This window comes from Sphingomonas sp. 320_CC, from assembly GCF_059691795.1.
In genome coordinates this window covers 167,999-194,826 of the sequence record NZ_JCAWAE010000005.1, presented here as the reverse complement: position 1 = coordinate 194,826, position 26,828 = coordinate 167,999, and the positions used below count along the sequence as shown (strand labels likewise).

At 61.4% G+C, this 26,828-nt stretch carries 17 protein-coding genes; 7 read left to right on the top strand and 10 right to left on the bottom strand.

Going from position 1 to position 26,828, the window contains the following annotated elements:
* Positions 1-129 precede the first annotated feature (129 nt).
* From AC59GX_RS19080 to AC59GX_RS19050, 7 genes are all read right to left on the bottom strand, one after another.
* Positions 130-954 carry a class I mannose-6-phosphate isomerase gene (locus AC59GX_RS19080; RefSeq protein ID WP_497302329.1) on the bottom strand — a complete coding sequence of 275 codons (825 nt, stop codon included), beginning with the start codon at positions 952-954 and terminating at the stop codon, positions 130-132.
* 120 nt (positions 955-1,074) lie between these two features.
* On the bottom strand, positions 1,075-4,551 hold the full coding sequence (locus AC59GX_RS19075; protein ID WP_497302283.1) for a glycosyl hydrolase 2 galactose-binding domain-containing protein: 3,477 nt from the start codon (positions 4,549-4,551) through the stop codon (positions 1,075-1,077).
* On the bottom strand, positions 4,548-5,708 hold the full coding sequence (uxuA, locus tag AC59GX_RS19070; protein ID WP_497302282.1) for a mannonate dehydratase: 1,161 nt from the start codon (positions 5,706-5,708) through the stop codon (positions 4,548-4,550). Before uxuA ends, AC59GX_RS19075 begins: the two co-directional genes overlap by 4 nt.
* Positions 5,709-5,749: 41 nt before the next feature.
* Complete coding sequence (locus AC59GX_RS19065; protein ID WP_497302281.1) at positions 5,750-7,063, bottom strand: gluconate:H+ symporter; 1,314 nt, start codon at positions 7,061-7,063, stop codon at positions 5,750-5,752.
* A 106-nt stretch (positions 7,064-7,169) separates the two neighbouring features.
* On the bottom strand, positions 7,170-8,318 hold the full coding sequence (locus AC59GX_RS19060; RefSeq protein ID WP_497302280.1) for a helix-turn-helix domain-containing protein: 1,149 nt from the start codon (positions 8,316-8,318) through the stop codon (positions 7,170-7,172).
* Positions 8,319-8,550: 232 nt separating this feature from the next.
* Positions 8,551-9,609: an ROK family protein gene (locus AC59GX_RS19055; RefSeq protein ID WP_497302279.1), complete on the bottom strand. Its 1,059-nt coding sequence runs from the start codon at positions 9,607-9,609 to the stop codon at positions 8,551-8,553.
* Positions 9,573-13,004, bottom strand: coding sequence for a glycosyl hydrolase 2 galactose-binding domain-containing protein (locus tag AC59GX_RS19050; protein ID WP_497302278.1), 3,432 nt, complete (start codon positions 13,002-13,004; stop codon positions 9,573-9,575). Before AC59GX_RS19050 ends, AC59GX_RS19055 begins: the two co-directional genes overlap by 37 nt.
* 281 nt (positions 13,005-13,285) lie before the next feature.
* Here AC59GX_RS19050 and AC59GX_RS19045 point away from each other — a divergent pair, with 281 nt between their 5' ends.
* The 4 genes from AC59GX_RS19045 to AC59GX_RS19030 all read left to right on the top strand — a co-directional run bounded on the left by AC59GX_RS19045 (position 13,286) and on the right by AC59GX_RS19030 (position 21,666).
* Positions 13,286-16,168 (top strand): TonB-dependent receptor, encoded by a 2,883-nt coding sequence (locus AC59GX_RS19045; protein WP_497302277.1) that lies wholly within the window; start codon positions 13,286-13,288, stop codon positions 16,166-16,168.
* The gene (locus AC59GX_RS19040; protein ID WP_497302276.1) at positions 16,165-17,160 is read left to right on the top strand and encodes a CE1 family esterase; all 996 of its coding nucleotides are present in this window, start codon (positions 16,165-16,167) and stop codon (positions 17,158-17,160) included. The genes AC59GX_RS19045 and AC59GX_RS19040 overlap by 4 nt, the downstream gene beginning before the upstream one ends.
* Positions 17,161-17,336: 176 nt before the next feature.
* Positions 17,337-20,270: a TonB-dependent receptor gene (locus AC59GX_RS19035; protein ID WP_497302275.1), complete on the top strand. Its 2,934-nt coding sequence runs from the start codon at positions 17,337-17,339 to the stop codon at positions 20,268-20,270.
* Positions 20,271-20,397: 127 nt separating this feature from the next.
* A complete protein-coding gene (locus AC59GX_RS19030) occupies positions 20,398-21,666 on the top strand; it encodes an ROK family transcriptional regulator (RefSeq protein ID WP_497302274.1) in 1,269 nt (422 codons plus the stop codon).
* 264 nt (positions 21,667-21,930) lie between these two features.
* Here the strand turns inward: AC59GX_RS19030 and AC59GX_RS19025 are convergent, their stop codons facing one another.
* A complete protein-coding gene (locus tag AC59GX_RS19025) occupies positions 21,931-22,371 on the bottom strand; it encodes an anthrone oxygenase family protein (RefSeq protein WP_497302273.1) in 441 nt (146 codons plus the stop codon).
* Between the two features lie 714 nt (positions 22,372-23,085).
* Here AC59GX_RS19025 and AC59GX_RS19020 point away from each other — a divergent pair.
* Positions 23,086-23,610, top strand: a complete 525-nt coding sequence (locus tag AC59GX_RS19020; protein ID WP_489033665.1) for a DUF937 domain-containing protein — start codon at positions 23,086-23,088, stop codon at positions 23,608-23,610.
* Positions 23,611-24,021: 411 nt separating this feature from the next.
* On the opposite strand, the gene AC59GX_RS19015 is transcribed toward AC59GX_RS19020, so the two are convergent.
* Entirely contained in the window at positions 24,022-24,432 is a 411-nt protein-coding gene (locus tag AC59GX_RS19015) for a DUF3597 family protein (protein WP_333962140.1), read from the bottom strand.
* Positions 24,433-24,585: 153 nt separating this feature from the next.
* Here AC59GX_RS19015 and AC59GX_RS19010 point away from each other — a divergent pair, with 153 nt between their 5' ends.
* Positions 24,586-25,176, top strand: a complete 591-nt coding sequence (locus AC59GX_RS19010; RefSeq protein WP_497302272.1) for a DUF4142 domain-containing protein — start codon at positions 24,586-24,588, stop codon at positions 25,174-25,176.
* Positions 25,177-25,350: 174 nt separating this feature from the next.
* Here the strand turns inward: AC59GX_RS19010 and AC59GX_RS19005 are convergent, their stop codons facing one another.
* Positions 25,351-25,620: a hypothetical protein gene (locus AC59GX_RS19005; protein ID WP_497302271.1), complete on the bottom strand. Its 270-nt coding sequence runs from the start codon at positions 25,618-25,620 to the stop codon at positions 25,351-25,353.
* A gap of 308 nt (positions 25,621-25,928) precedes the next feature.
* On the opposite strand from AC59GX_RS19005, the gene AC59GX_RS19000 reads away from it, so the two are divergent.
* Entirely contained in the window at positions 25,929-26,690 is a 762-nt protein-coding gene (locus AC59GX_RS19000) for an ImuA family protein (RefSeq protein WP_497302270.1), read from the top strand.
* Positions 26,691-26,828: the final 138 nt, after the last annotated feature.

The window sequence follows — 26,828 nt, the reverse complement described above, 5'->3', positions numbered from 1 at the left end:
CCGCTCAACACCGAGCCGCACCCATCAGGCGGCCCGCTAACAGCGGGGCGTCACTATCGTCGCTGCGCGACGCAACACGTCTAACCCAAGTGACGTGAGACATGTCGCGTCCGCTCGCCTCTAACCCGGTCAAATCCGGGCCGCGCCAGGGTAGGCGAACAGGAGATCCGCATCGTCCGATGCGTCCAGATCCTCGTTTCCCGTCACGATAAGACATTCCCCTGCCTTCCAGGCGATCCCGCCTACGCTTCCCGTGCCGCGTACCGGAACGAGCCAGCCTCGGGCATTCCCAGGCATATCGATCCTGCGATCACCGCCGGTCCAGCGTTCGAGAACGAACGTCGGGCCTTCGACCAGTATCTCACGGCCGGGTTCGACGACCCCGCCTTGGGGCTCCGCCGTCCAAGGATCGAGTTCCGCTACGGCGACGCCGTCGTCCAGATGGAGCTCCCTCGGTCGGCCGTAGTCGAACAGGCGATAGGTCGTATCGGAGTTCTGCTGGACCTCAATCAACGTGAGACCCGCCCCAATCGCGTGGACGACACCCGACTTCGAGTAGAAGAAGTCACCTGGCTTGGCCGGCTTCCAGTCCAGTCGGCCTTCCAAGGTTCCGTTTTCCGCGCTTGAGCGCAGATCCTCTCGGGTCATGGGCTCCAGAGGGCCTAGAGCGATCGTCGAGTCTGGCTCCGCGTCGAGTATGATCCAACACTCGTCCTTGCCACGCGGAAGGCCACGTTTTGCAGCTTCCATGTCGGAAGGATGATTCTGCACGGATAGCTTTTCACTCGTGAAGAGATACTTGATCAGAAGCTCCGGGTCGGACAGTTCGGAGGATTGAAACCAGATCTCCCCGATCGGTCCATCGTTCTCCGCCGGGTCCGTGAAGCCCCCGTAGAGGCTATGGCGACCCCAGGGTTTCTCCACTCGTTTCGTCGTGAGTAGCTCAGCAGGCATGTCGTGTGTGTTCTTGATCGAGAAGGTGGGTGGCAGGCCCTCTTGGCCGGCCATTCGCAGAAGGTGGGCAGGTGGAGGCGGATTCGGATATCTAGTCGACCCGACGCTCTCTCCCGGTTTTTAGCCGCCCTTTCGGGAGGAAAAGGGAAGCGACGCGGGTTCGACGTTCCAGCCCCGGACCCGAAGCTCACCGAGCTTCCGGTCAGCCGGTATCTGCAGACGCAGTCGTCTCGTTTCGCCGGGGAGAAGGGAGACGTAGTTGTCCGTGAAGTAGGCAGGTAGTATCTGCACTCCCGCCGCATCGAACGGCGTCAGCTTAGCTTGGAGCACGGGCGAAGTGGACGTGTTGCGTATGATGACGTCGATCCCAGCATCGGAATTCGGTGACGTGCCACCAAACGCGATATCCAATCGAATCTTGGGCAGGTCGTCGAGCGCCTTGAACGCTGCCGGATCGCTCGCATCCCAGTAGAGATTTTCAGACAACAGACCGCCTTTGGCGCTCGTCGCCGTGAGCTTGACGAACCTCAATCCGCCATCCCTACCGACGTCGAGATTACGTATATCGGCTATGTCATCGGCTGCGGCGCTGACCACAGCCGACTTCGTGGCTAGTTCCTGCCCGCTGGGCGATACGATGCGAGCGGTGACCGTGACGTCCTGCAACGAGGCATTGGTGGTGTTCACGAGCGTTAGGCTGCGATCCGGCAAATTCATCTGTATATGGATGGGCTCCGTCCCCTTACGCGTTCCATAGAAAGAAGCGTGCGTGTCGTAGTCGGACGAATAGATTTGAAAATTTGCCGATGGCCATGCGGGATGCGACATCCAGAGCATGCGGGCGCTGTTCGTTCTCCACAGCCCGGCGTTCATGCCTTCGAAGATCGCACGATGGGACTCGTAGTTCAGCAGCTGAGCCTTGCGCTCGAAGTCGGGCAGGCTCGTCGCCTCCCCCAGGCGCAGCTTCATCGCATCCATGAAGCTGGCCACCGAGACCGCTCGTTCCTGATGCCAGTCATGGTAGGCCCAAGTGTCGTTTATAGGCCATTGATCAGCCCCGGGGACCGCCCTCTGCCAGGCTTCAAGCGTGGGAAAGCTCGGCGTGCCTACTTCGACCGCGAAGCCCTTCGCGAAATCGGTAAAGTAGCCTTCCGGGGAACGCCAGTTGTATGGTCCGGATCCGCCGAGGTTTATGATCCGTGACGAACCCTTGTAAAGTCGGCCTCCATCCTCCTCCCAGATCATGTCCTGCAACGCCGTCTGCAGGATCGGCTGGGGTACGCCCTCGTTGCGACCGATCCACATAACGATAGACGGATGGGTCCTGAAACGTCGGACGACGTCACGTGCGTTCTCTAGGAACAGAGGGACGTCCTCGGCTTCCGCATTGTTGTCCTGTGTGGACTCCCAAAAATCGTTGAGGATCATCATGCCGTATTCGTCGGCGAGCTGGAAAAAGTTCTCCTCAGTGCTCTGGCCCATCCAGTTCCGGATGATGTTCAGACCGGCGTCGCGGTGAAGGCGAAAATAGGGTTCGAGCCGCTCTCGCTCCACCCGCTTCATCATCTCGTCCATGCCCCAGTTGCCGCCACGCGCCGCGATCCGGACTCCGTTGACCCTCAGGACGAGGTTCGGAGAAAGGCGCGGGTCGCTGACGACCTTGCGGACCGCTGGTGACAGCTCGGATCCGGGCCGCAACGAGTTCGCCCACCCATTGGGGACCTTTCGAAGAGCCGCGTTCCGCTCGTCGATGATCGGGGTCCCAAGTCGCTTCGCCTCCGCGAGATCGACCTCGACGCGCTCCAGGTCACCGTGCTGATCAAGCGAGGACAGTTCGTAGGTCACCTTCCGCATTCCGAAGGACAGCTGCCGTCGATCGGACACCGTGCCCCCAGCATCCACGGCAAGCCTGAGTTGGTGCAGCGCCGGGGCGCCATATCCGTTTGGCCACCAGAGCTTCGGGTTCCGAACGTGCAGGGCGGCGTGTTCCGATGGGTTGAACCGCGCCGTCACGGTCGACCTGGGCGGTACGCTGATCCGGCGAGCTACGGAGACATCGTCGAAGGCGGCGCTCACGGTCGTATCCAGCGTGGTATCACTAACGTTTGTCACAGGCACGTCGATGAAGACATCCGCAAGCGAGTTATCGTCCTTGGGCAGATCCGTGGACACTTCGGGATCTCCGATAACCAGGGCACCTGTGGATTGCAGTTCGACGCCTTGCCACAACCCGGTGTTGCGGTCGCGTATGCCAGGTATCCAATCCCACCCCTCACTGGCGGTGAAGGTCGGGCCATCGATCATCATGGCGCCCCCGTTTTCGCCCCGTCCGCCCGTCATCGACTGCTCATGGGGGATGCCGGGATGGGGCGGCGGGGATACGCGGATCGCTATCGCGTTCGACCTCCCGGGCATCAGCAGGCTCGTAACGTCGAACCGACCTCGCACGAAAGCGCCTTTGACGTCCCCCACCCGTCGACCATTGACCCAGACGTCGGCATGATAGTTGACGCCGTTCAGAACAAGACGCTGCCTCTTTCCCTCTTCCGATCGAGGAAGGGTGAACTCGGTTCGATACCAGTAGTCCTGCCGTGCAAGCCGCTCGGGGATGGCCATGTTGTTCAGTCCCACGCGCGGGTCCGGATAGACCCCACGATCGACCAGGGTCGTCAGCGCGGTTCCGGGGACCGTTGCGTGAAACCATCTGCTCGCATCGTAGCCAGCGCTCGATAGCAGTTCCGGCGTGCTCGATACGTTTGGAGCTTCAACCATTCTCCAGCCGTTGACCGCGAACAGGCCATCTCGAACCGGAGTCAGCGGGCGGCCTTCCACCGCGGGGAAGGGCTGAGGTTGCGAGAAGGGCGCGGTGCCCTTCGGAAGGGTCCAGGCGCGCTGCGGCACGGCCTCGCCGTACTGCGTTCGTACCTGAAGAGGCCAACTGGGGCTGTTTGTCTCGAAACGGACGAGATTCTCGTCCGGCACGACTGCAGCTTCACTACGTATCCGTTCGGCGGAGTAGGCCTGCGGAGCGGCAACGAAAGCCGCGAGGCGGCCAGCATAGCCTGGCTTGCCGAGCGTGCGCGAGCCGAGCACGATCAGCGCTTCGGGCGAGGACGCAGACGTGGTTCCTTTACCGACTTCGCGTCCATCAAGGTAGAGACGGGCTGTTCCGCCGTCGCTGACTGCGACCACGTGGTGCCATCTGCCAATCTCGAGCGGCCGACCACCACGGATGGATCGTCCACCCACCGATAAGCTTAATCGTCCATCGACCAAATCCAACGAGCGCGAAGCATCGTCCCCGGGCCTGCCGACGCCGGCGACCTCGACCTGGCCAGGCACGAGCCTTGCCGGTTTAATCCAGGCAGACATCGTCCATGCAGAGCCTGCGGGAATGTGCTCGCCTTCGGCATAGCCCTGAGCGCGCTTCGATATGGTGTCCCCACCAGCGATGAACTCGGCATCGTAGGGGCCAAACGCATCCATTTTTGGCTGCTGGAGTCGCGGGGAAGCCCAGTCGACCTGCTGCGCGGTTCCGGGGACCGCTCCTCCGGCCACTACCGCCAGAAGGACGCTCTTCAAGACGATGCGCTTCACTGCGATTCTCCTTCATGGGCGGCAATGCCGATTTCGAGCCCGCGCAGTTCGGCGAGCCCCCTGAGCCGCCCAATCGCAGAATAGCCAGGGTTGCTTCCCGACTTCTTCAGGTCGTCGAGCATCCGGTGACCGTGATCTGGACGCATCGGGATCGAACGCCGTCCCGACATCGATATCGAACGGATGGCCTTCATGATCGCGACCATGTCACTGGACCCACCCAGGTGTGTGGCCTCGTGGAATCCGCCACCTGCTTCGCGCCGCACGTTTCTGAGATGGAGAAAGTGAACACGGTCGCCGAAACGACGGATCATCGCAGGCAGATCGTTCTGCGCGACCACGCCCAACGAGCCGACGCAGAAGCAGAGACCGTTGGAGACGTTGGGCACGGCGTCGAACAGCTTGCCCAGGTCGTCTGCCGATCCGACCACTCGTGGCAGACCGAAAAGTTCGAAGGGCGGATCGTCGGGGTGGATCACCAGCCGCATGCCGAGCTCATCCGCGAGCGGGCATACCGCACGCAGGAAGCCGAAGAGGTTCTCGCGCAGCGTCTGCGCGTCGATATGTGCGTAGCCTTCTATCGCCGCAAGGAATTCTGCGGAACCGAAGCTCTCCTCGCTACCGGGCAGTCCGGCGATGATCGTGCGCTCCAGGCAGTGGCGCGCTGCGCTGTCTATCGAAGCGAAATAGACTGCGGCGCGAGCCCTGACGTGATCGGAATAGCTCCGTTCGGCCGAAGGGCGCCGCAGGATATGAATGTCGTAGGCCGCCAGCGCTTCTGGTTCGAACCTCAAGGCCAACGCGCCATCGGGAAGCTCGTAGGCAAGATCGGTCCGCGTCCAGTCGAGAAGCGGCATGAAGTTGTAGGTCACCGTCGTGACGCCACATGCATGGAGGTTGACCAGGCTCTTTTTGTAGTTCGCCAACGCGTCATCCCGGCCCGGGCCGCCAAGCTTGATCGCCTCGTGAACCGGCAGGCTTTCGACCACCGACCACCTGAGACCGGCCTGCTCGATGAGCGCCTTGCGATGCGCGATCGCCTCGACAGGCCACACCGCGCCATTGGGTATCTCGTGCAGCGCCGTGACGACGCCCGTGCACCCGGCCTGTCGAATGTCGGACAACGAGACAGGATCAGGCGGGCCGAACCACCGCATTGTCTGTTCCATGGGGTATGGAAACGAAAGGGACCGATCGTTCATACGATTAGGCTCAGCATGAGAGTGAAAATCAGGCCGAACACGCCGACCAGCGTCTCCATGACCGACCAGGACCGGAAGGTGTCCACCAGGCTCAGTCCAAAGTATTCTTTGAACATCCAGAAGCCGGAGTCGTTGACGTGGCTGCACATCAAGCTGCCGGCACCTATGGCGAGAACCATTAGACTGGGATCAACGTGCTGGGAGGCCACCAACGGCTGCACCATGCCGGCAGCGGTCAGGCCCGCCACCGTGGCCGATCCCAGAGCCAGCCGGATCGCAAGGGCAATGGTCCAGCCGAGGACAAGAGGCGGAACGTGAAGTCCTGAAAGCCAGCCGGCCAGCGCAACATCGGCCCCGCCGTCAATGAACACCTGCTTGAGCGCGCCAGCGCCTGCAATGACAAGGAGAATGCCGGCGATGTCCTTGATAGCGTCGACGGACCCGACGGACAGAAGGGAAGCGCTTCTACCTTGCGCGACGCCGAGCACAATTGTCGCGACGAGCAGCGAACTTAGCATCACTACGTTCGCATCACCGGCAACGGCAGCCGCCATCAGCGCTTCTGGTCGCATGCCGTGGAAAGACGTGAGGAGGGTTGCACCGGCTAGCAGCGCGACCGGCAAGAGCGCGACCCCGAAACTGGCGGCGACGCCAGGAACATGAAGACTTGTCGGGCTACTATCCGGCCGGGACGTGTCAGGCTTCGCCACTATGTCCTTCAGCGTGTGGGCGAACAGTGGCCCTGCGATCAGCAGCGTTGGAACCCCGACGATCAGCCCATAGACGAGAGTTCTTCCCATGTTTGCGCCGAACAGTCCGACGAGAGCAGTAGGGGAGGGATGGGGCGGCAGAAATCCATGGGCGATCGAAAGACCAGCCAGCATCGGTATTCCGAGATATACCGCAGGCAGGCGTGAGCGCTGCTGGACCGACAGTATGAGCGGCACCATCAGGACGAAGCCGACGTTGTAGAACAGCGGGATCCCGACCAGGAACCCGGAGGCCGCGAGGGCGAGCGTTATACGCTTCATTCCCGCGACGCGTATCAACGTGTCCGCGATCCTCCGTGCGGCACCGCTGTCAGCGACGATCCTACCGAACATGGCTCCGAGGCACAGGATCGCGGTCAACGAGCCCAGCATGTCGCCGATGCCGTGGTTCAAGCTGGTCGTGATGCTGGCCATCGGACGCCCGAGCAGCATGGCCGCGAGAATCGCGGCGATCAGGAACGCCACGAAGGGATGCAGCTTAACGACGGAGATCAGAAGCACGAGCGCTCCCACCGCGACCAGCACGGCGAGCAGGGTCATATCGAACTCCGGCGGATGACTTTGCGCTGAAGACGTGGTTCGGAAACATGCCGATCCGCACGCGCTTCCGAATGACAACTCAACGGCGACAGCATGATGGAGGCGATCAATTCGCCACCCCTCGGTCGACTGGTTCACAGGTGGCCAGTCGGAAGTTGGATCTAGCCAGCGTCTCGAGCTCTCCGCCGATGTCGTCGTTGATCTTCGGGCAAAGCACGCCCTGAGGCATGAGGCGATCTTCGATCATCATTGCGGCGGCGCCGATGGCGACGGCGTAATCGGGCTCGGTCGCAGGAGATACCACCGATCCGCTTCCGCGAAGCTTGCCTAGCGCCGTGGCCAGATCGATCGCGACGGAGTCCGTTACGTATCCCCCCACAAATAATGTCGTGGGCACGGACCTGCCGTAAGCCTCGTGCAGAGCAAGATGCAGATCCCCAGCGCAATCGGCCACCGCGCCGTTGCTTGCGGCCGTTGTTGCGACGATTGGCTGCGCTTCGCTCGCTGCTTGAAGCCTCGCTGCGATCTTCGCTCCCTGCGGAATGCGCTTCGCCTCTACGTGAAGATGGCCCGTAGACCTTCCCGTGACCGTTACGAGCAACGGGGAGGCACTGAGGTGGACGTATCCGAAGCGCCCGATCTCATGACCGGTCCGGTGAAATGGCTCCATCGCCGCCAACGCCTCGTAGCTCGAGACAAAGGTAAACTCGCTTTCCGAGGCATGCTGATCCGCTCGCCCTCCCAGCCTCTCGATCGCGTTGGTCGTAGACGCTTCACCCTGATCTGCACGATCGATCCGGGAACCACATTGCGCCACGGAAACGCCGATGACCTTGCTCGCATCAAGGATCCCGCTGGCGAGCAGGTCAGCGACGGCGACGGTGATCGCGGCGCAGACTTCCGTCTCGTCCGCGACATCCCGCGCCTGTGTTTGTCGGTGAACGACCTGGCCTGCCAGATTGACGGCAACGAGGCGCATCGCGGAGGAACCGACATCAACGCCTACGCAGATCGCTCGATCCTGCACCATCTGCAATCGGATCGCCGGCTGGCCTCGGCCACCGCTCGTCCGGCCGGATTCCCGAACGAAGCCGTCCTTGATCAGAAGGCCCGCGATGTTCGCGATCGCCGGCATGGAAAGCCCGGTAACCGCTGCAAGCTCGCGCCGGGTCTTCTGACCGGACGTTCGAAGAATCTGCAGTAACATCCGCCGGTTCCACTCGGCAGCGACTTCCAGATTTATCCCGTGCAGCATGACGCACTGTCTCCACTGCTGAAAGAATGTCGCGGGCTCCGACTTCCATCGTGGACCCGCAAGCTAGATCAGCCACCGCAACCTGCGGCCCTAATCAACGAGGCTTGATGACGGCGTTGACCACGTTCCATACTCGAACGGACACCGCAGGAGCCTCGTTCGGCGCATCGTCGCACTTGATCTCGAGACGGAAGCGTCTCTGGTAATAATTCATCGATTTTCTCTCTCGATATCAAAGCAATCCACGCTGATCGTGGATGACTTCGGAAAAGCAGGCTTGAGCGACAGCGCCAGGTTCAATCGTTTGCTGCAAAGCGTCCAAAGCCAACGCGAGCGAGCCCATCGGACCAGCTTCGTCGCCAAGACCCGGCGCCACCAGCAGCGTCTCGAGCTGCGCCGCGATGACGTCCGAACCGGCATAGCCGCCCATCCGCGATTCCAGTCTGCTGCGGATCATGGGGATGAGGAACGGCCGCCGAGATGGGACGCCACCTCCCAGCAGGATGCGCTCCGGCACGACAGTGAAGAGCATGTTGTGCATCATGGTCGCCAACGCATCCGCGACGTGCTCCCAGACCGGGTGATCGTCCGCGATGGCGTCACCTGACATGCCGGTCCGCCGTTCTATCGCCGGACCGGAAACCAAACCTTCGACGCAGTCCCCGTGGAACGGGCATGAGCCCTCCCAGTCATCACCAGGCTCGCGCCTCACGAGCATGTGTCCCGCCTCGGGATGGCCGAGCCCATGAACGGTTTGCCCACCAACTACGATGCCCGCACCCACCCCCGTGCCAACGGTGATGTAAGTCCAGCTCGAAAGTCCTCGGGCTGCACCCCATCGACCTTCGGCCAGCGCTGCCGCATTCACGTCCGTATCGGCCCCGGTCGGAACGTCATAGCGTCGCATCAGCCGCTGGACCACGTCGGCGCCATGCCATCCGGGTTTGGTCGTCTTCCCGATGCGGCCAAAGTCGTCGGACGACCGGTTCAGTTCAATCGGCCCGAAGCTGCCTATGCCGAGCGCCCGCACATCGTGCATTCGCATCCAGCCATCGAGTATCCTCTCGATGTCGGCGAGCGTCGAGACCGGGTCGCACGTTGCAAGCCGTCTTGTCTCGACGATTTCGTCATGGTCTCGGGCCAGTGTGCAGATGATCTTGGTGCCGCCAAGCTCTATCCCGACGATGCAGTCCCCGCGGATCGTCTCAGCCGTCGGCTCCGCCCCGGCACGGATGTCCTGAGTGTGCACCTCCATCATCGCACCACCACCGTCGAAGGCGTCACGTTCCATCCGCTAAGGCGTACGCTCACCGGTCCGGCCGCGCGGCTCGTCGGGTATCGCACGGCGATCACCCGTTCTTCTCCTGGGAGAAGAGAGACGTAGTTGTCGGTGAAGTAGGCTGGCAGAACCTGTTTTCCGGCTGCGTCGAAAAGCGTGGCCTTCGCCTCGATGATCGGCGTCTGAGTGGCATTCCGAAGCGTGATGGTAGCGGCTGTCTCCGCTCCGTCGATCCGTGCCGTCGTGGACGCCGTCAGTCCGACCTTCGGCATCGCCGTCATACCCTTCAGGTCTGATGGCTGGCGGCCCTCCCAATAGAAGTTCCGCGAGAGACTCGTGCCCTTTGCATCCACGGCTTCGAGACTGACCAGCGTCACCGGAGTCGAACTCAGCATTTCAGGAGCGATCGTCAAGGCGTCTGAAACGCCTTCGCCGGGCGCATCCAACTGCACAGAGCGATCCGCGATGACCTTGCCTTGCAGATCGGTCATCCTCACTCGAACCTTCAGCCCGCGCAGCGGTTCGCGCGTGTTGTTGACCACCACGATCTTGTGATCCGGCAGGTTCATCTGCACGTGGACCGGTTCCGAGGACTTTTGGACCGCGTAGTAGGACGCCTGCGTATCGTAGTCCGAGCTGAAGATGTTCCATGCGCTGGACGGCCAGGCAGGTTGGGTCATCCACAGCATCCGAGCGCTGTTCGTCTTCCAGATGCCGGCGTTGAACCCTTCGAAGATCGCCCGATGCGAGTCATACTGGAGAAGCTGCGCCTTGCCGCTGAAGTCCTCGAGGCTGGTTGGTTCACCGAAACGAACGCGCATGGCGTCCATGTAAGTCTTAACCGATCCGCCCCGATCCTGATGCCAGTCGTGGTAGGCCCATGCGTCGCTGATCGGCCAGAGATCCTCCTTCGGGATCGCGCGCTTCCAGCTTTCCAGAGTAGGGAATGACGGCGTGCCGAGTTCCACCGCAAAACCCTTGGCATGCTCGGTGAAGTAGGTTTCGGGCTGCCGCCAGTCATAGGGCCCGCTTCCGGCAAGATTCACGTTATTGGAGGAGCCCATGTAAAGCCGGGTTCCGTCCTCCTTTTCGATCAGCGACTGCAAAGCAACGTTGAGCGACGGCTGCGGAACACCCTCGTTCCGGCCGATCCACGCAACGATCGATGGGTGATTCCGATACCGGGCCACGACGTCCTGCGCATTGTTCATGAACAGGGGCACATCGTCGACCTGCTGGTTGTAATCCTGTGTCGATTCCCAGAAATCGTTGAGAACCATCAGGCCATATTCGTCCGCAAGATCGAAGAACACGTCCTCGGTGTTCTGGCCGACCCAGTTGCGGATGATGTTCATGTTGCCGTCACGGTGCAGGCGGAAGAAAGGCTCCAGTCGGTCGCGCTCGATGCGCTTCATGAAATCGTCCATGCCGATGTTCCCGCCCCGAGCGGCGATGCGGACGCCGTTCACGCGGATGACGAGATGCGGCGCGAGCTCCTCCTCGCCATCGATCCGCGTTACAGCGGCCGACTTGAGCGCACCTGGCGCCAAGGATGCGGCCCAGCCGCCCTTGACCTTGCGGATTCCGTCGTGAGTGCCATCGACGATATGCTGTCCCATCGATCTGGCGCGAGAAAGATCGATGCCGACCCGACGCAGCTCTCCCGCATCGTCCATCAACGACATGTCGTAGGTCACCTGCCGAATCCCGAAGCGCGTCGTGCGCTCGTCGGACTTCCTCCCTGCGATCGACGTCTCGATGCGCAGATCGTGGAGGTTCGGCTTGCCGTAGCCGTTAGGCCACCAGAGTAGCGGGTTCCGGACGGTGAGTTGCGGGAACTCGCTGGGCATGAACGCGACGACGGTCTTCTGCCGCGGGGCGAGTTGAACGGAACGGCTGACGGCGACGTCGTCGAAGCTCGCGCGCACGACGGTTTCGACAGGCTGATCCGTAAGGTTCTCGACCGGGACGCGAACCTCGACGTTCGCGAGGCTGTTGTCAGGCTTTGGAAGCGTCGTGACGATCTGCGGATCGCCTATCCGCGCCGCGCTGACCTGTTCGATCAGCACGGGCTGCCAGATCCCCATGTTCCGATCGCGGATGGACGGTATCCAGTCCCAGCCTTCGGCTGCGACAAAGGTGGGGCCGTCAAGGACGAGCATGCCACCGTTCTCGCCGGCACCGGCCTTCAAGGACTCCTCCTGGGCGATGCCGGGATGGGGCGGGGGAAGGATCTTCACGGCGACTGCGGCAATGGTGCCAGGCGCGGCCACCTTCGAGATGTCGAAGCGGCCGCGAACGAATGCGCCCTTCACATCGCCGACGAGCTGCCCGTTGACCCAGATCTCCGCGGCATAGTTGATCCCCTTGAACGTGAGGAACGTGTTCGTCGCGGCTTTTCCCGCTGGCACGCGGAACTGTGTGCGATACCAGTAGGCCTGCCGGCTGAGCTTCTCCGGAATGGCCATGTTGTTGAGGCCGTAACCAGGATCAGGATAGACGCCCCGATCTACCAGAGTCGTCAGGACGGTTCCCGGCACCGTGGCAACGTGCCAGCGGCTGACGTCGTATCCAGCCCTGGACACGACCGCTCCTGCGTCGTGGATGTCCGGTGCGGCAACGAGACGCCAGCCGTTCAGCGTCCAGTGCCCGTCCGCGCCGCTCACCAGAACCGGCAGATCCGGAATCGGCTTGGCGATCGGAGCCGAAAAGGGCGCACCTGACTTCGGGAGCGTATCGGCGGACTGAGGTGCCTCCATACCGATCTGCTGCTTCTTCTGCACCGGCCATTTCGGGCTGTTCGTCGCGAAGCCGATGAGATCCGGATTAGGAAGCCGACCCGCCTCAGATTCGATCGTTGCTGACGGGGTCCCGGACTGGTCCAGGCGAACGTCCGCCAAGCGGCCTGCGAACGTCTGGTAGCCGGACTGGCGTGGCGCGACAGTCATCGATCTCTGGGAAGCGAACCCTTCTAGGCGTCGAGCCCGCCCCGCGGTTCTGCCATTGACGTACAGGACGAGGCCGTTGGCATCGTTGATCACTGCAAAATGGGTCCAACGCCCGACCGGCATCGTCGCATTGGCAGTAATTCTGGTCGAGCCCGCAATGAAGGTAGGACGCCCCTTGACCAGGTTCAGCGCGAACGCGACCTTCCCCTGATCAGCTTGCGCCATCAGCGGCGCGTCCGTTGCCGAAGCGTCCTTGGGCAATACCCACCCGCTCAGTGTGAAGTCACCGGTTCGAGCCGTAGCGTTCGCTGATCGCGCCGCGATTGGGACCTTAACGCTGTCGCCGCCACGCGCGATGTCGACGTTGATGGGACCGCCCACGACGGCTGATGGCTCGCTAGCCGAGACCTGCCACCCGCTAAGCGCCGTTGCCGCAAGCGCTACCGCCAAATACTTCATGCTTCCTCCCTCAGGCGTCAAAACCATTTGCTGCCTACCAGTTCGGGGCAGCCATGATCGATCGTCGATGACTGGAATAGCACCGCCCTAAATTTATTCAATCAAATTGAATAAGTCTTGATCTCGGCTTCTCGGTGTGTTTCTCTGCAACTCTAAGACAGGGCTTAGACACCGGTCGTCACAGGAGAGGACTCGACGCTGCGGCAACCGCGGCGCTCGTCCCCGCTTGCGCGATCAACACAGGGGACGACACCATGCGCACAGGCAGACAACTCATCGCAATGCGCCTGCTTGCAGGCTCGGCAGCTATTCTGATGCATCCTGACGCTGCATTGGCGCAGCAAGAGGTATCGTCTGCCGCACAGGAGGACGTGTCGCAGGATATCGTCGTCACGGGCGTCCGCGGCGCGCAGCAGAAGGCGATCAACGTCAAGCGCGATGCAGCACAAATCGTGGACTCAATCGCGGCGGAAGACATCGGCAAGCTGCCGGATGCGACCATCGCGGACTCTCTGCAGCGGGTGCCCGGCGTCCAGATCACGCGATCCGCAGGGGAGGGGGCTTCCCTAAACATCCGTGGTCTGGGTCAGGTGCTCACGACATTGAACGGGGAGCAGTTTCTAGGTGCCTCGAACATAACGGGAGCGCAGCCAAACCTCACCGACGTCCCATCGGAACTCTTCGCCGGCGTCGACGTGATAAAGTCGCCAACGGCGCGCAACCTGTCCGGCGGTGTCTCTGGGATCGTCGATCTCAAGACGCGCCGCCCCTTCGACCTACCCAAGGGGTTGACCGCATCGGTGTCGGGTCAGCACGTCTACGGAAACCGCACCAAGGACTGGAGCCAGCAGTATTCGGCGCTAGTCGGATGGAACAACGGCCGGTTCGGCGGACTGCTTGCGGTAGCATACGACGACCAGACGCTGTCAAATCAGCGCCCATCGATTACCAACGGCATCCGCAAGACGACGGACAGGGCGGCGGGTTTCGACACGAGAGGCGATGGCGACATCACGAACAGCACCCTGCGCGCCGATGGCGACTACTTCTACAATCCCGTCGCCTTCGAAATGAGCAACTCGATCACTAATCGACAGAGGCTGGGCGCGAACGCGTCGGCGCAGTATCAGATCACGGACTCGCTCCAGCTCATTGGAGATCTGGCCTACACGCGCCTGCGAAACCGAGACTCCGGCGTTTCGGCCGTGCTGCACAACAATTTTTCCGACAACGCCTACCAGTCCAGTTCGATCATCGACGGAAACGGCGTGCTGGAGGTCGGAAACGCGAACCTGTTCCGTTTCCACACATCGACCATCAACAACTATACCACGGCTCGTTCGCTTAACACGAACGTTGAACTGCGCTTCGACGACGGAGGCCCGTTCACAGCGTCGGCGCGCTGGGTGCAGGCGGATTCGAAATCGAGCTACATCTCCGGCAACGTCGATGCATGGGCCACCAGAAGCATTCTCGTTCCGAGGAGCTCGAGCGTCGCCGACTGCACGGCGACGCCGGCGTCCTGCGTCTACGGCAATCCGGGCGGTCTTCCCAGCGTCCTCGCTAGCATCGACTTCCGCAACCACTACCCTGCGGTGTCGTTCGCGAGCGACGTGACGAACCCTGCGCTTTACTCGCTGACGTCCACATGGGCCTTCGGAAACCGCTCCGAAGCACAGCTCGACGCGTATCGGATTGATGGGGCCTACCAGGTCAGCGACGACGGCCTTCTGCGAAAGCTACAGTTCGGCGGCCGATACGGGACGCGTGACGTCAGCAACGACGCTTTCCGGCTCTTGTCTCCGATCTCATTCGGCGGGACGCCTTATCTCTACTACTTCAAGGACGCGACTGGCATTAACCGGGTCAACGGGCTCAACCGCTCCCTCGTGCCGGTGCGCAAGTTCGCCGACATTCCCGGCCTGACCACGATGGCCACCGGCTTTGGTCCCATTACTGGCATTCCAGCCCTACCAGCGATCAATCCGACCGCGCTCAACGATGTCCGGCAGTTCAATGAGGCATTGTTTCCTGGTACGCGGGAATTCGCAAACCCGACCCAGTCGTATCGCGTCAACAGTCGTGACGTCGCCGCCTACCTTCAGGCGGACGTCGGCGGGCAGCTGATCATTCCGTTCACTGGGAACGTCGGATTGCGCTACGCGCGCAACTCGCTCGACATCTTCACCAACCCAGCGAACGGGATCGCCTTCGTCGGGTTGAACGCCAACAACGGCGTCCAGCTCGCGCTGCCCACCGTAAAATACAAGAACGACAGCGACTTCTGGCTACCGAATGCCAATCTCAATTTTGAGCTGGCGAGCGACATGCGACTGCGGTTCGCGTTCGCCAAGGTCGTCGGGACCTACGATCTGGCCACGCTCGGGCAGGGCTTCGCGTTCAGTTACGTCATCAACGGTTCGCGGACGTTCAACGGGCAGCCCCTCCCGTCGGATCTGAAACGGTTCAACTCGGGATCCGCCGGAAACCCATCTCTGAAGCTTCCACAGTCGACGAACTACAATGTTTCCTATGAGTGGTATTTCTCGCGCAACAGCATCCTGTCGGTGGCTGCCTTCCTGTTCGACGTCAAATCGTTCCTACAGACGAACACGGCCATAGAAGCGCAGCCAGACGAAGACGACGTCGTTCGCGAGGGGGGACCAGTGACGCGCCCTGCTAATGGAAAGGGCGGGATCATCAAAGGTGTGGAGATTGGGCTTCAAACGACCTTCGACTATCTGCCTGGTCTGCTCAGCGGCTTCGGCACGCAGCTGAACTACACGCTGTCCGATAGCAGCAGCTCGAACGTCGATCTGTTTGGAAGGACGCTGCCCGTTCCAGACAACTCCCGACACCAGGTCAACGCTGTCGTCTTTTATCAGAAGGGGCCATTCCAGGGGCGGGTCGCGATGAACTACCGCAGCAAGCGGTTCAACGGCCTGACCCCCGCCGGAAGCGACAATCTGGCCGTCTTCACGAAACCGACGAACTATCTGGACGCGTCACTCAGCTACGACGTCACGCCGCGCTTCACTGTATACGTGCAGGGCACCAACCTTACGCAGGAGAACGAGGAGCGCTACGCTCAGTTCAAGAACTTCTATCTCGATCAGGCCATCTTCGAACGCCGCGTCTTGGGCGGGGTTCGGATACGGCTATGAAACGCACGAACGCGTCTGCACAGCTTGCCAGTTGGATCGTCCGGAGCGTGATCGCGATTGTCGCGCTTTCGGGCGGCGCCGCAGCATCCGCGGCACGTCCCCGCTGCGAACTGACGCCATCCGGGCGACAGATCATCGAGATCGGGACGGTGGGCATGGCGCGTCCGGTATTGCTCTACGTGCCTCACGCGACCCGGTCCTGGAAGGCTCTGCCGCTCATTCTCAACCTGCATGGTAGCGGCTCGAATGGCGCACAGCAGCTCGACCGTTCGGGATTGATGGAGCTCGCGGATCGCCACCACGTGATCGTGGCCTCGCCGGATGGGGGGCTGACTCTTCCCTCCGGTGGCCTGGCCTGGAACATACCAGGCGTGCCGACCACGGCCGGGACCTTGCCGCCCGCCGATGCGCCGGATGACGTCGCGCGCATCTTGGCGTTGATCGACACTTTGATCGCCAAGGGCTGCACCGACCCAGAACGCGTTTACGCAACCGGTCTATCCGGAGGCGGCCGGATGGTCTCACTGCTTGGCTGCGTTCTGTCTGATCGCCTGGCGGCGATCGCGCCGGTGGTTGGGCTCAGAGCGGGTGCGCCAGATCGCTCGACGCCTCCGAAACCTGACGTGAAGACCTGCCAGCCGACAAGGCCTATGCCGGTCGTTGCCTTTTCGGGCGGCGCTGACACCACAAATCCGATTGATGGCGGTGGAGCGAGGTATTGGCAGTATGGGTTGCTGGCAGCTGAGCGCCGTTGGGCGGACATTGATGGATGCCGAGGCGTCGCCGAAACTGAACTTGGCAGGTCTGGAAGAATGAAACGTCGTTATCTCGGCTGCCAGCCGGGGGCGGACGTAGTCTCCTATGTGACGAGGAGTGGCACACACGAGTGGGGCGTCGCAGACACGCGGCTTATGTGGCGCTTCATGTCCGAGCATCGCCGTTTACTCAGAAGTGACCCAGCAGCCCCCACCAGAGCCCTAAGCGAAAAGTAGCATGCCAACTTTTATTCAATCAAATTGAATAAGTATTGCAAACGCAAATGAAAGCTGCTTTTCAGGCAAGACCAAGAGGGCTTGGAAAGAGCCGAGTGGGGGAGGGAACATGACACTGCGCCGAAGCGCCGTGCACGTTCGAGTTCCCTCCCGGTCAGGATGAGGGGATGAAGGCAATGCGTAAACTCACAGCACTCCGATCGGTTCTATTTACGGCTAGCTCCGTTGTAGCGCTTCTAGGCGCACAGTCCGCGACGGCGCAGCAGACCACGTCGGACGGTCCGGCAGCAGCGGCCCCGGATGCGGCAACGCCACCAGTTCAGGACGGCGCCAACGAGCAGGACATCGTCGTGACAGGCGTCCGTGGGGCGCAGCAGAAGGCTATCAACGTCAAGCGCGAGGCGTCGCAGATCATCGACTCGATCGCCGCCGAAGACATCGGCAAGCTGCCCGACGTCACCATTGCGGATTCACTTCAACGCGTCACCGGCGTGCAGATCACGCGGTCCGCCGGACAGGGGGCATCCGTCAACATCCGAGGCCTGGCCAACGTCCTGACGACGCTGAACGGCGAGCAGTTCCTTGGCGCATCCAACATCACCGGGGCGCAGCCTAACCTGACGGACATCCCGTCGACGCTGTTCGCGGGTGTCGACGTCATCAAGTCTCCAACGGCCGCAGACCTCACCGGCGGCAACTCGGGCATCATCGCACTGAAGACCCGCCGGCCCTTCGATCTCCATAAGGGTCTGACGGCGACGGGCTCGGTGCAGGACACGTACGGGAATATTACCAAGGACTGGAGCCAGAACGCCTCTGCCCTGGTCGCATACAACGGCAGCCGCATCGGCTTTCTTCTTGCCGGCTCGTATGATCATGAGATCCTGAGCAACAAGAACCCGCGCGTGACCAACGGCATCCTGAAGACCACCGATGCCCAGGCCGGCTTCGACGTCCGTAAGGACGGCGACATCACGAACAGCACGAAGCTCGCCGACAAGGACTACTTCTATAACCCCGTCGCTCTTGAGTTCGACAATGGGCAGACGCAGCGCGAGCGCATCGGGGCGAACGCTTCGGTGCAGTACGACGTAACAGATTCCATCCAGCTCATCGGCGACGTCGCCTACACTCGGTTCCGCAACAGGAACTCGGGCAACACGGCTGTGCTGCACGGGAACTTCTCGAACGACAGCTACCTCCCGTCGTCGATCATCGATAGCAATGGCGTCGTCCAGTTCGCCGACCTGAACTTGTCGCGGTTTCAGGTTCATACGCTGAACGCGTACAACAAGGCTCGATCGCTCAATACGAACCTTGAAGCTCGCTTCAAGAACGACGGACCATTCAGCGCGACGCTGCGCTACGTCCATGGGGATTCGCGTAACAACTCGACCCAGACCGACATCGATTCTTGGGCCACCAGAGCAGGCGTTGTTCCCCGTTCGCTTCCTACCAGCTGCGCCGGAGCCACGATCCCCGCCAACTGCAGCTATGCCAACCCAGGCGGCCTGGCCGCGGTTCGCGCTACGGTGGATTGGCGCGGATCGGAACCGTCGGTCAACTTCCTCACGGACGTGACGAACCCAGCCAACTACTCCCTGACCTCCACTTGGTCGCAAGCGTCGAAGCAGAACGCTACGCTCGACGTCTACCGCGCAGACGCGCAATACGATACCGACCTGGGTCCGCTCAAAAACATCCGCATCGGCGGCAGGTACGGCAATCGCGACGCCGGCAACAACGCATTCCGATATCTGTCGCCTATTGGTCCGGCCGGCCATCTGTACTTCTACAGGGATCCCCTCGTTGTCGATACGTTGGGCTACAGCGTAGTGCCGATTCGCAAGTTCAACGATCTGCCGGGGCTGGTAACGTCGGCGGGCGGCTTTGGACCAATTAGCGGCATTCCCAACCTCCCAGCTATTTCACCCAACGCACTTAACGACGTGAACGCGTACAACGCACTGCTTTTCCCAGGCACGAAAGCATACCTTGATCCGCAGAACAGCTACCGCGTTACCCAACGCCAGATTAGCGCGTACGCCGAAGCCAACTTCGATGGATCGGTAGGTTCACTCGATTTTACTGGCAACGCTGGCGTACGATACGTGAAGACTAAGCTTGGTATTTACTCCTTCCCAACTGGTAATCAGTTTATTGGGGATCAATCGTTCAACGGCGTTGCAATCGCGACCGGGACGTCAAAGTCAAACAATGATAGTGACGACTTCCTGCCGGACGCAAACCTTAGCCTGCACGTGCGCCAGGACATGTATCTGCGCTTCGCTTATGCCAAGACGCTAGGACAGCTCGACCTTTCCCAGTTCGGTCGTGGTCTGGCATCATCGTACGCAGTGAATGGAACGCGGACCTATCAAGGGGTGGCGCTTAATCCAAGCCTACAGCGCTACAGTTCCGGATCGGCAGGTAACCCCAATCTCGAGCTGCCGCGATCGGCCAACTACAACGTCTCCTACGAATGGTATTTCAATCAGAGCAGCCTTCTATCTGTTGCCGCCTTCTGGTTCGACGTTGAAAGTTTCCTGCAGACGAACACCCTGATAGAGGCGCAGCCTGACGCCGATGGCGTTGTCCGGGAGGGTGGCCCGGTCACGCGACCGGTCAACGGTAAGGGCGGCTCCATCAAGGGTGTCGAAGTCGGTTTTCAGACCGTCTTCGATTGGCTGCCTGGTGTGCTCAGCGGCTTCGGCGGACAGCTGAACTACACCTACTCCGACAGCGGCAGTTCCAACGTCGATCTCTTCGGCAAGTCGCTGCCCGTTCCGGACAACTCGAAGCATCAGGCCAACGCAGTGCTGTTCTATCAGAAGGGCCCAGTGCAGGGCCGTGTGGCCTACAACTATCGCAGTAAGCGCTTCGGTGGGTTCGTCGCTGCGGCCGATGACAATCTGGCCGTCTGGAACCGCGCGACAGGCTATCTGGACGCGTCCGCGAGCTATGACGTGACACCGAAGTTCACGATGTTCGTGCAAGGGTCGAACCTGACCAAGGAGAACGAGGAGCAATACGCCCAGTTCAAGAACTTCTGGTATGGCTCGAGCATCTTCGAACGACGAGTGACGTTTGGCGTCCGCATCCGCAACTGAGCTTCACGCGATACCCTAGGCTGGTTCTCCTCCCCTTGACCAGCCACTCACGGGGTTCACTCAGGCCGCAGCGACATTTCGCTGCGGCCATATTTTTGTTCGCGTCACCAGCCGTATTTGATGCAATATGGAGGGGATGAATGATAGCGGTAACGGCAAGATGGTGGCGACGGTGTCCAAGGACGACGGCATGCGTGGCAACGACCGGCAGCCTCGGCTGACCGTTGGCCTGTCTGGCAGCAATCTTGTCCGCGTCAGCGACTTCAACCAGCGGGTGGTCCTGCAGGCCATCCGTGTCGCAGGAGGCGAGGTTTCGCGTTCCGAACTCGCCGCGGCGACCGGCCTCACGTTTCCCACCATAGCCAACATCACCCGTCGTCTCATCGACGAGGGTCTCATCCACGAGACCGCCCGCATCAAAGGCCCCAGAGGTAGCCCCGCTTCGCGGCTCGCGATCGATCCCGACGGCTGCTTTTCGCTAGGGGTCAACATCGATCGGGATCATGTCGCCGTTGTGATCCTCGACCTCGCGGGAGGCGTTCGCGCGCGATCCGTCAAGGAGGTCGATTTTCCTAGCCCCGAAATGGTCGTCGACTTCGTTCAGGAGTGGTACGCCGAGACGACTGACGCATTGAAGCTGGACCGAGAACGCTTCATCGGCATCGGTCTTGCGATACCTGACGATATTGGAACGATCGCGCTGCCGAAGATGCCCGAGGCATACGGCGTCTGGGCAACGACGAACGTCTCACTCCTACTTCAAGATGGACTGGGCCTGCCCGTCCTCCGCGACAACGACGCCGCAGCGGCGGCGATCGGGGAAGCGCAGTTCGGCAACGGACGGCAATTCACCGACTTCTTCTACGTGTTGATCAGCGCCGGACTGGGCGGTGCTGTCGTCGTGGACAACGAGTATGTGCGCGGCGGAAACGGGCGAGCAGGTGAACTCGGACTGCTTCCTGCGGACTTCAACCATCCCGCAGGGCCGACCGTCCAGGACTGCGTGTCTTTGTCTGAACTTAGACTCAGGCTGGAGAAAGCGGGGTATTCGGGTAGCGTGGCGGAACTTCGTGCAGACGTCGAACGCCACAACCCGGTCGTCCGCGCTTGGTCCTTAGAGGCGGCAAAGACTCTCACGCTCCCCATCATGACGGTGAACGCCCTCCTCAACCCGACCGCGATCTTCATCGGCGCGCGACTGCCGTCGTGCCTGCTGGACAGCCTCATACTCGAACTGAACCGTAACATCGCCGCGCTCGGAAGCGCGGTCCCGAACATGGCTTTGATCCAACGAGCCAGTCATGACGAGGACGCCGTCGCGATCGGTGCGGCCATCCTGCCGTTCATAGCCCATACGTTGCCGTCGCACGCTGCACTCATGAAGAACCTTAGCTGACGCCCTGCTCCTGATCGTCGCGTCCCGACATGGCGCGGCGGCAAAAATCCAACGCTAGCATCACGGACTGCAGGAACAGCGCAGGGTTATAGCGCGGAGTGCCTTGGCGACTTTCCCGCTACCTGATCGATCACGGCGGCCGAAGTGCTGCCATTCCTAAAAGGAAAATTCATAAGCGCCTATGTCGTTTACGTCGCGACGAATGAACGGCAATCAAGAAAGCATCGGCGTTCTCGAAATCGATGGTTTGTCGGGACAGCCGCGTTATGCCGTTATGCCAAGGGCTAATCCAAATGTGACCGTCGACACTACTCCCAGCACGCTCCTAACGGTGTGCAGCTTTCCCCATGACACCAACAGCACACGGCTCGCCGGTCCGGCTTCTTCGGGCCGGATTACCTTGAGCCGCTTGTTGGTCGGCATGATCGCAAGTAGGGTGAACGGCCAGTTTGCGAGCAGTACGAGGCTCCCGAACGCCCAGAATAGATTGCCCGATAGATAACAGGCACCCATGCCGGTGACCCCTCCGGCAATGGCTAGGCCGGACTGGATCGGAAGCGCCCTGTCGTAGCTGGGCTTCCATTGCGCGAGCAGGGGGCCATCCGCTAGCTTTAGCCGTGCCGGATGCTCGACCAGCGTGATGTATCCGGCCGCGCCGGTGAACAGCGCCGCACAGATCAGGGCGACGATAGCGATTGTAACCATGAGCATTCCTCGGCTTCAGCCGGGAAGACGCGAACCCCAAAGCCAGCGTCTTCCCAAACATGTTGGGTCAACGCCGTGGCTGGGAAGAACCCGTAGACGGGCGCAGGAGCTACCGACCTGCTACTCTATTTTCGGCGTGCTGACCTGGCTCTACTTGTCCGCCTACATTCTATTGCTCGGCGCGGAGTTCAATTGCGAGCTGGAACGACAGACCACGCAAGACACGACCAGGGGGCCTACTAAATCGCTTGGTGATCGCGGAGCGTACGCAGCCGATACGGTAGCTTCCGGACCGGAGATAGCGCCGCAGGAGGGACCAGAACCGCAGTCCTCGAGTGGAGACAAGGCGGTATCACGAGCCGCACCGTCTACGCCTTCACCTTTGCATGAATACGCTACCGGACGCATCGCCGCGCGTGCAGCACGCATAACTGGCCTTGGCAAAGCTGGCATGGTGCCTTCCGTCATCGTTACCGGCGGGCTTGTTCTTCTTCGACGCCGTGACAAGGCGCTTATGGGGGCAGGTCTGCTTGCTATCGGGGGAGGGCTTAGTTGGCTCTCCGGCCGACCCGTTGGTTCAGATACGCCCGAACTTCCTGACTAACATTGCGCAGACAGCGCATGCCTACCGATCCATGGTCCAAGCGCGATCGAAGGGGACCGGACCTATAGGTCGCAGCATCTGTTGGTACCCGTCACAACAAGGAAGCTGCCATGAATCTTAATGACCTCCTCCCAGATGGTGGCATCGATGCACTCGCCGCCCAACTAGGCATACCGCGTGAGCAAGCTCAGCGCGGCGCAGAGGCGCTGCTGCCGTCGGTTCTGGGCGGCATGGGGAATAACACGACGCAGTTAGACGCCCATGTGAACACGCTTGGCGGCGCAGACCTTGCTTCGAACGTGTTAGGCAACGAGCCGACGCAGATCGATCGCGGTAATCAGATCCTCGGCGGTATCTTCGGGTCGAAGGACGGCAGTCGTGAGGTAGCCGACAACGCGGCGCAGAGCAGCGGCCTGGCGCCCGAGCTTCTGAAGCAGATGCTGCCGATCCTGGTCATGCTGGTGGCCGGCCATCTGACAGGGCGCTCGGGCGGGCAGCAAGGTGGCCTTGGCGGGATCCTTGGATCTGTACTTGGCAGCCTGGGTGGCGCTGGAGTCGCAGGCGCTGCGCCCGGGGGCGGTCTTGGCGGCGGACTTGGGGGCATTCTTGGTTCGGTCTTCGGCGAGCGGCGATAGAGCCGTCCGGACATAAGACCGTCCTGTTCGATCAAACCGGTGGACTTGGGGTCAAGGAACATCCCGTCGCCACATGGGCTACGGCACGGCGACTACATCGATGGCATGACTGGGGAGCGCATGTGATGCGAAGACGAGGAAACAAGCGAGCCGGTCCTGTGGCAATTGTCATTTTCGTTATGATCGTGGCACTCGTCGTCACGATCTGCGCGCTCGCCATGCGTGGCTTTCAGAAAGAGCCGAATGGACCACCGCGTGGTAGTCAGACACTGCCAGCACAGGCGGCGCAGGGAACCGCCGCTGGGACGCCTCCGAACGCTAGTCCAGCTCGCTAGATTGAAAGACGGTTAAGCCAGCAGTCTAAGGCAGGAGGGGGCCGCATAGGGCGCGGTCCCCTCCGGATCGGGCGCGTTAGTTGCGCAGGCTGTCGGGAACGATACCGCCGTTATCGGCAAGCTTCTGCATCACTGCCTTATGAAGGGCAATGTTCTGCTCGGCCGAGCCGTCGGCTGCTGCATGGACATTCAGCTCGGCAGCAAGTTCCTTGCGAGCGGTCAGACTGGAATCCAGGTCCAGCAGCTTCAAAAGATCGACGATCGAACTCTGGTAGTTGCCGCCGCCATCTTTCATCGATGCCATCTCGCTGAGGACCGCACCGACATCGACGGACTGCTGGGACGCTGCGGGGGCGGGCTGGGCGGTAGCGGTCGGCGCAGCTTGCGGTGCAGCCTGCGGCGCAGCGGCGGGAGCTTGAGCCGGTGCAGCGGCTGGTGCGGCTTTGTGGTGAAAAACCTTGTTCATGATCGTGCTGAAGATGCTCATAACCGTGTCCCGATAAGGCCGGCAGCTGTACCGGCAGACGGCTAGAACGAACTCGCTTCAGGATCGGTCCGGAGCTCGTTACTCGTGCGGAACGGTCCTCAGGGGGCACGCGTTGGGCAGATAGCGGTAATATGCGAGCAGATGGAGAGCATAATGAACATCAAGACCCTAGCACTGGTGTCGGTAGCGGCCCTGTCATTGGCCGCATGCGGCAAGAAGGCGGAAGATGCGACTGCCGTCGATAACAGCACCTATGCCAACACGACCGCCATGGAAGTGAACGCAGCTGGTTCCAATGATGCGATGGCAGCACCCGCCTCAGGTGGACAGGCCTTCGTCAACATGGCGGCTGCAAGCGATGCGTTCGAGATCGAGACCTCGAAGCTTGCTGTGACTAACGGCGCATCCGCTGCGGTGAAGAAGTTCGCTGGCCAGATGATCACCGCACATGAGGGTTCGACTGCGAAGCTGAAGGCCCTGACCGCGACGCTGTCGCCAGCTTTGGCGCCCAACCCGGCGCTTAATGCCGAGCAGCAGCAGAAGCTTGCTGATCTGAAGACGAAGCAGGGCGCTGATTTCGACACCGCGTACGCAGCGGCCCAGGTCGCGGGGCACCAGCAGACCCTCGATACGCTGAAGGGTTATGCAGCAACCGGTGATGTGCCCGAGCTGAAGACGTTCGCGTCTGGTCTAGCACCGACGGTCGCCGCACACCTCAACATGGCAAAATCGCTAAAGTCCTGACGCCGCGCGCAAGCCGAGGGGTGCTCAACGACGAGTATCCCTTGGTTTTGCCAATGTGACAGATGCGCAACGAACTTGTATGCGACGCAAAAAGGGCATCCAGGTCGCCCCGAATGCCCTCAATAGATAAGCCGCTTGGGAGCAACCTGGCGGTAGCCCTAAGCGCTTAGCGCCTTAGATGCCATTCGAAAGATTGGTATCTGGATCATTGGTACGCATGTCATCAGCCTGGTTCTGGCCGGTCGCGCGCACTGCGTCAGCCTTGTTCTCGAGGACTGCTTCCGCTGCAGCGTTGCCCGTGTTGTCGGCAGCGTCCTCAAGGTTGTCAGCAACGGCCTCGGTGTTCGACTCAACGTTATCAGCAGCTTGCTCGCGGGGGCTGCTGTTGCATGCTCCAAGCGACAATAGGCCAGTAGCGACAGCGACGGCGAAAATCTTCTTCATGGTCAAACCCTCTTATGGTGGTGTCTGGATACACGAGGGATGTGCGAATTCAACGCCGATCCGTTCGGTCTGCTATGAAGGTTGTGCCTTCGGCATCTAAACTTTTGCCTAGCCCGCACCAACGCTGGAGCTTGTCGACGAAGCTGCCGCTGCTTTGCATCGTCGCGTTGCGACGACCCGCGGCGCATAGCCAAACGCGCTTGGCAGCATTCGCAGGCAGAACCTTATCCACATAAGTCTCGAGTCTGACGCTTGACCAAACGGTTCTGGTAACGGAACATAAAGGGAACATGTAGAGTCTAGACATCATGATCACCGCCTTCGAGTCCCTGCCGACCACCATTGCCCACCTGCGGACAATCGCGACGCCGGTGGTGGATCACCGCATCATGCCGTTCGGTATCCCTGCGCTCGACGATCGCCTCGCAGGCAGGGGCCTTCGCGCCGGCGCGCTGCATGAGGTCGCTGCACAAAGTTGTTCGATGGTCGACGATGCCGCAGCAACGCTGTTCCTGGCGGGCATTGCCGCGCGAGAGGCAGCCCATACCGGCGGACCGGTGCTGTGGGTGAGCTGCCGCAACGATCTCTATGCACCGGGCCTCGAGCAGGCGGGGCTGTCGCCTGCCGACCTGATCCATGCACAACCCCGTGACGATGCAGCCTTGCTTGCCGTCGTCGAGGACGCGGTGCGCGATGGAACGCCGTCGGCAGTGATCGCAGAGGTTAGCCGGATGTCGATGGTGGCGACCCGGCGCCTGCAACTCGTCGCGGCCGACGCCGACATTCCTGTTCTCATCCTGCGGCGCCGACGTAATCGCGACCAGGATCCGCTCGCCGAACCGTCCGCGGCCTGGACGCGCTGGCGGATCGCCAGTGCGTCGTCCGAGCGCCTCGGTGTTGCCGGCGTTGGCCGATCGCGGTGGCAGGTACAGGTCGCACGGCAGCGTGGCGGCGAAGCATTTTCGATGATTTTGGAGGGCTGCGATGAGACGGGTTGTCTCGCTGTTCCTGCCGCACTTGGCCATCGAACGGCTGAGACGGCTGGACCGGCACGCTACGCGGTCGCCTGAGCGGCCAGCGCTTCAGCTTCCCGTCGACGACGATCCCGGTGCCTGTTCGGTGCCGCGGAGTGGCGGATGGCGACCGGGTGCGCGGTGGGCTCGTGTCGACATGCCAACCAGGCAGGATGTGGAAGGTGAGATCGCAGC

Coding starts and splice junctions, on each gene's coding strand:
- AC59GX_RS19055 (WP_497302279.1), bottom strand. CDS start 9,609: ATGGAACGTGACGCCTTCGACGGTGGTGGTGCGATGATGGAGGTGCAC.
- AC59GX_RS19015 (WP_333962140.1), bottom strand. CDS start 24,432: ATGAGCATCTTCAGCACGATCATGAACAAGGTTTTTCACCACAAAGCC.
- AC59GX_RS19035 (WP_497302275.1), top strand. CDS start 17,337: ATGCGTAAACTCACAGCACTCCGATCGGTTCTATTTACGGCTAGCTCC.
- AC59GX_RS19030 (WP_497302274.1), top strand. CDS start 20,398: ATGGAGGGGATGAATGATAGCGGTAACGGCAAGATGGTGGCGACGGTG.
- AC59GX_RS19060 (WP_497302280.1), bottom strand. CDS start 8,318: ATGCTGCACGGGATAAATCTGGAAGTCGCTGCCGAGTGGAACCGGCGG.
- AC59GX_RS19010 (WP_497302272.1), top strand. CDS start 24,586: ATGAACATCAAGACCCTAGCACTGGTGTCGGTAGCGGCCCTGTCATTG.
- AC59GX_RS19045 (WP_497302277.1), top strand. CDS start 13,286: ATGCGCCTGCTTGCAGGCTCGGCAGCTATTCTGATGCATCCTGACGCT.
- uxuA (WP_497302282.1), bottom strand. CDS start 5,708: ATGCGGTGGTTCGGCCCGCCTGATCCTGTCTCGTTGTCCGACATTCGA.
- AC59GX_RS19020 (WP_489033665.1), top strand. CDS start 23,086: ATGAATCTTAATGACCTCCTCCCAGATGGTGGCATCGATGCACTCGCC.
- AC59GX_RS19050 (WP_497302278.1), bottom strand. CDS start 13,004: ATGAAGTATTTGGCGGTAGCGCTTGCGGCAACGGCGCTTAGCGGGTGG.
- AC59GX_RS19065 (WP_497302281.1), bottom strand. CDS start 7,063: ATGACCCTGCTCGCCGTGCTGGTCGCGGTGGGAGCGCTCGTGCTTCTG.
- AC59GX_RS19040 (WP_497302276.1), top strand. CDS start 16,165: ATGAAACGCACGAACGCGTCTGCACAGCTTGCCAGTTGGATCGTCCGG.
- AC59GX_RS19000 (WP_497302270.1), top strand. CDS start 25,929: ATGATCACCGCCTTCGAGTCCCTGCCGACCACCATTGCCCACCTGCGG.
- AC59GX_RS19025 (WP_497302273.1), bottom strand. CDS start 22,371: ATGGTTACAATCGCTATCGTCGCCCTGATCTGTGCGGCGCTGTTCACC.
- AC59GX_RS19005 (WP_497302271.1), bottom strand. CDS start 25,620: ATGAAGAAGATTTTCGCCGTCGCTGTCGCTACTGGCCTATTGTCGCTT.
- AC59GX_RS19080 (WP_497302329.1), bottom strand. CDS start 954: ATGCCTGCTGAGCTACTCACGACGAAACGAGTGGAGAAACCCTGGGGT.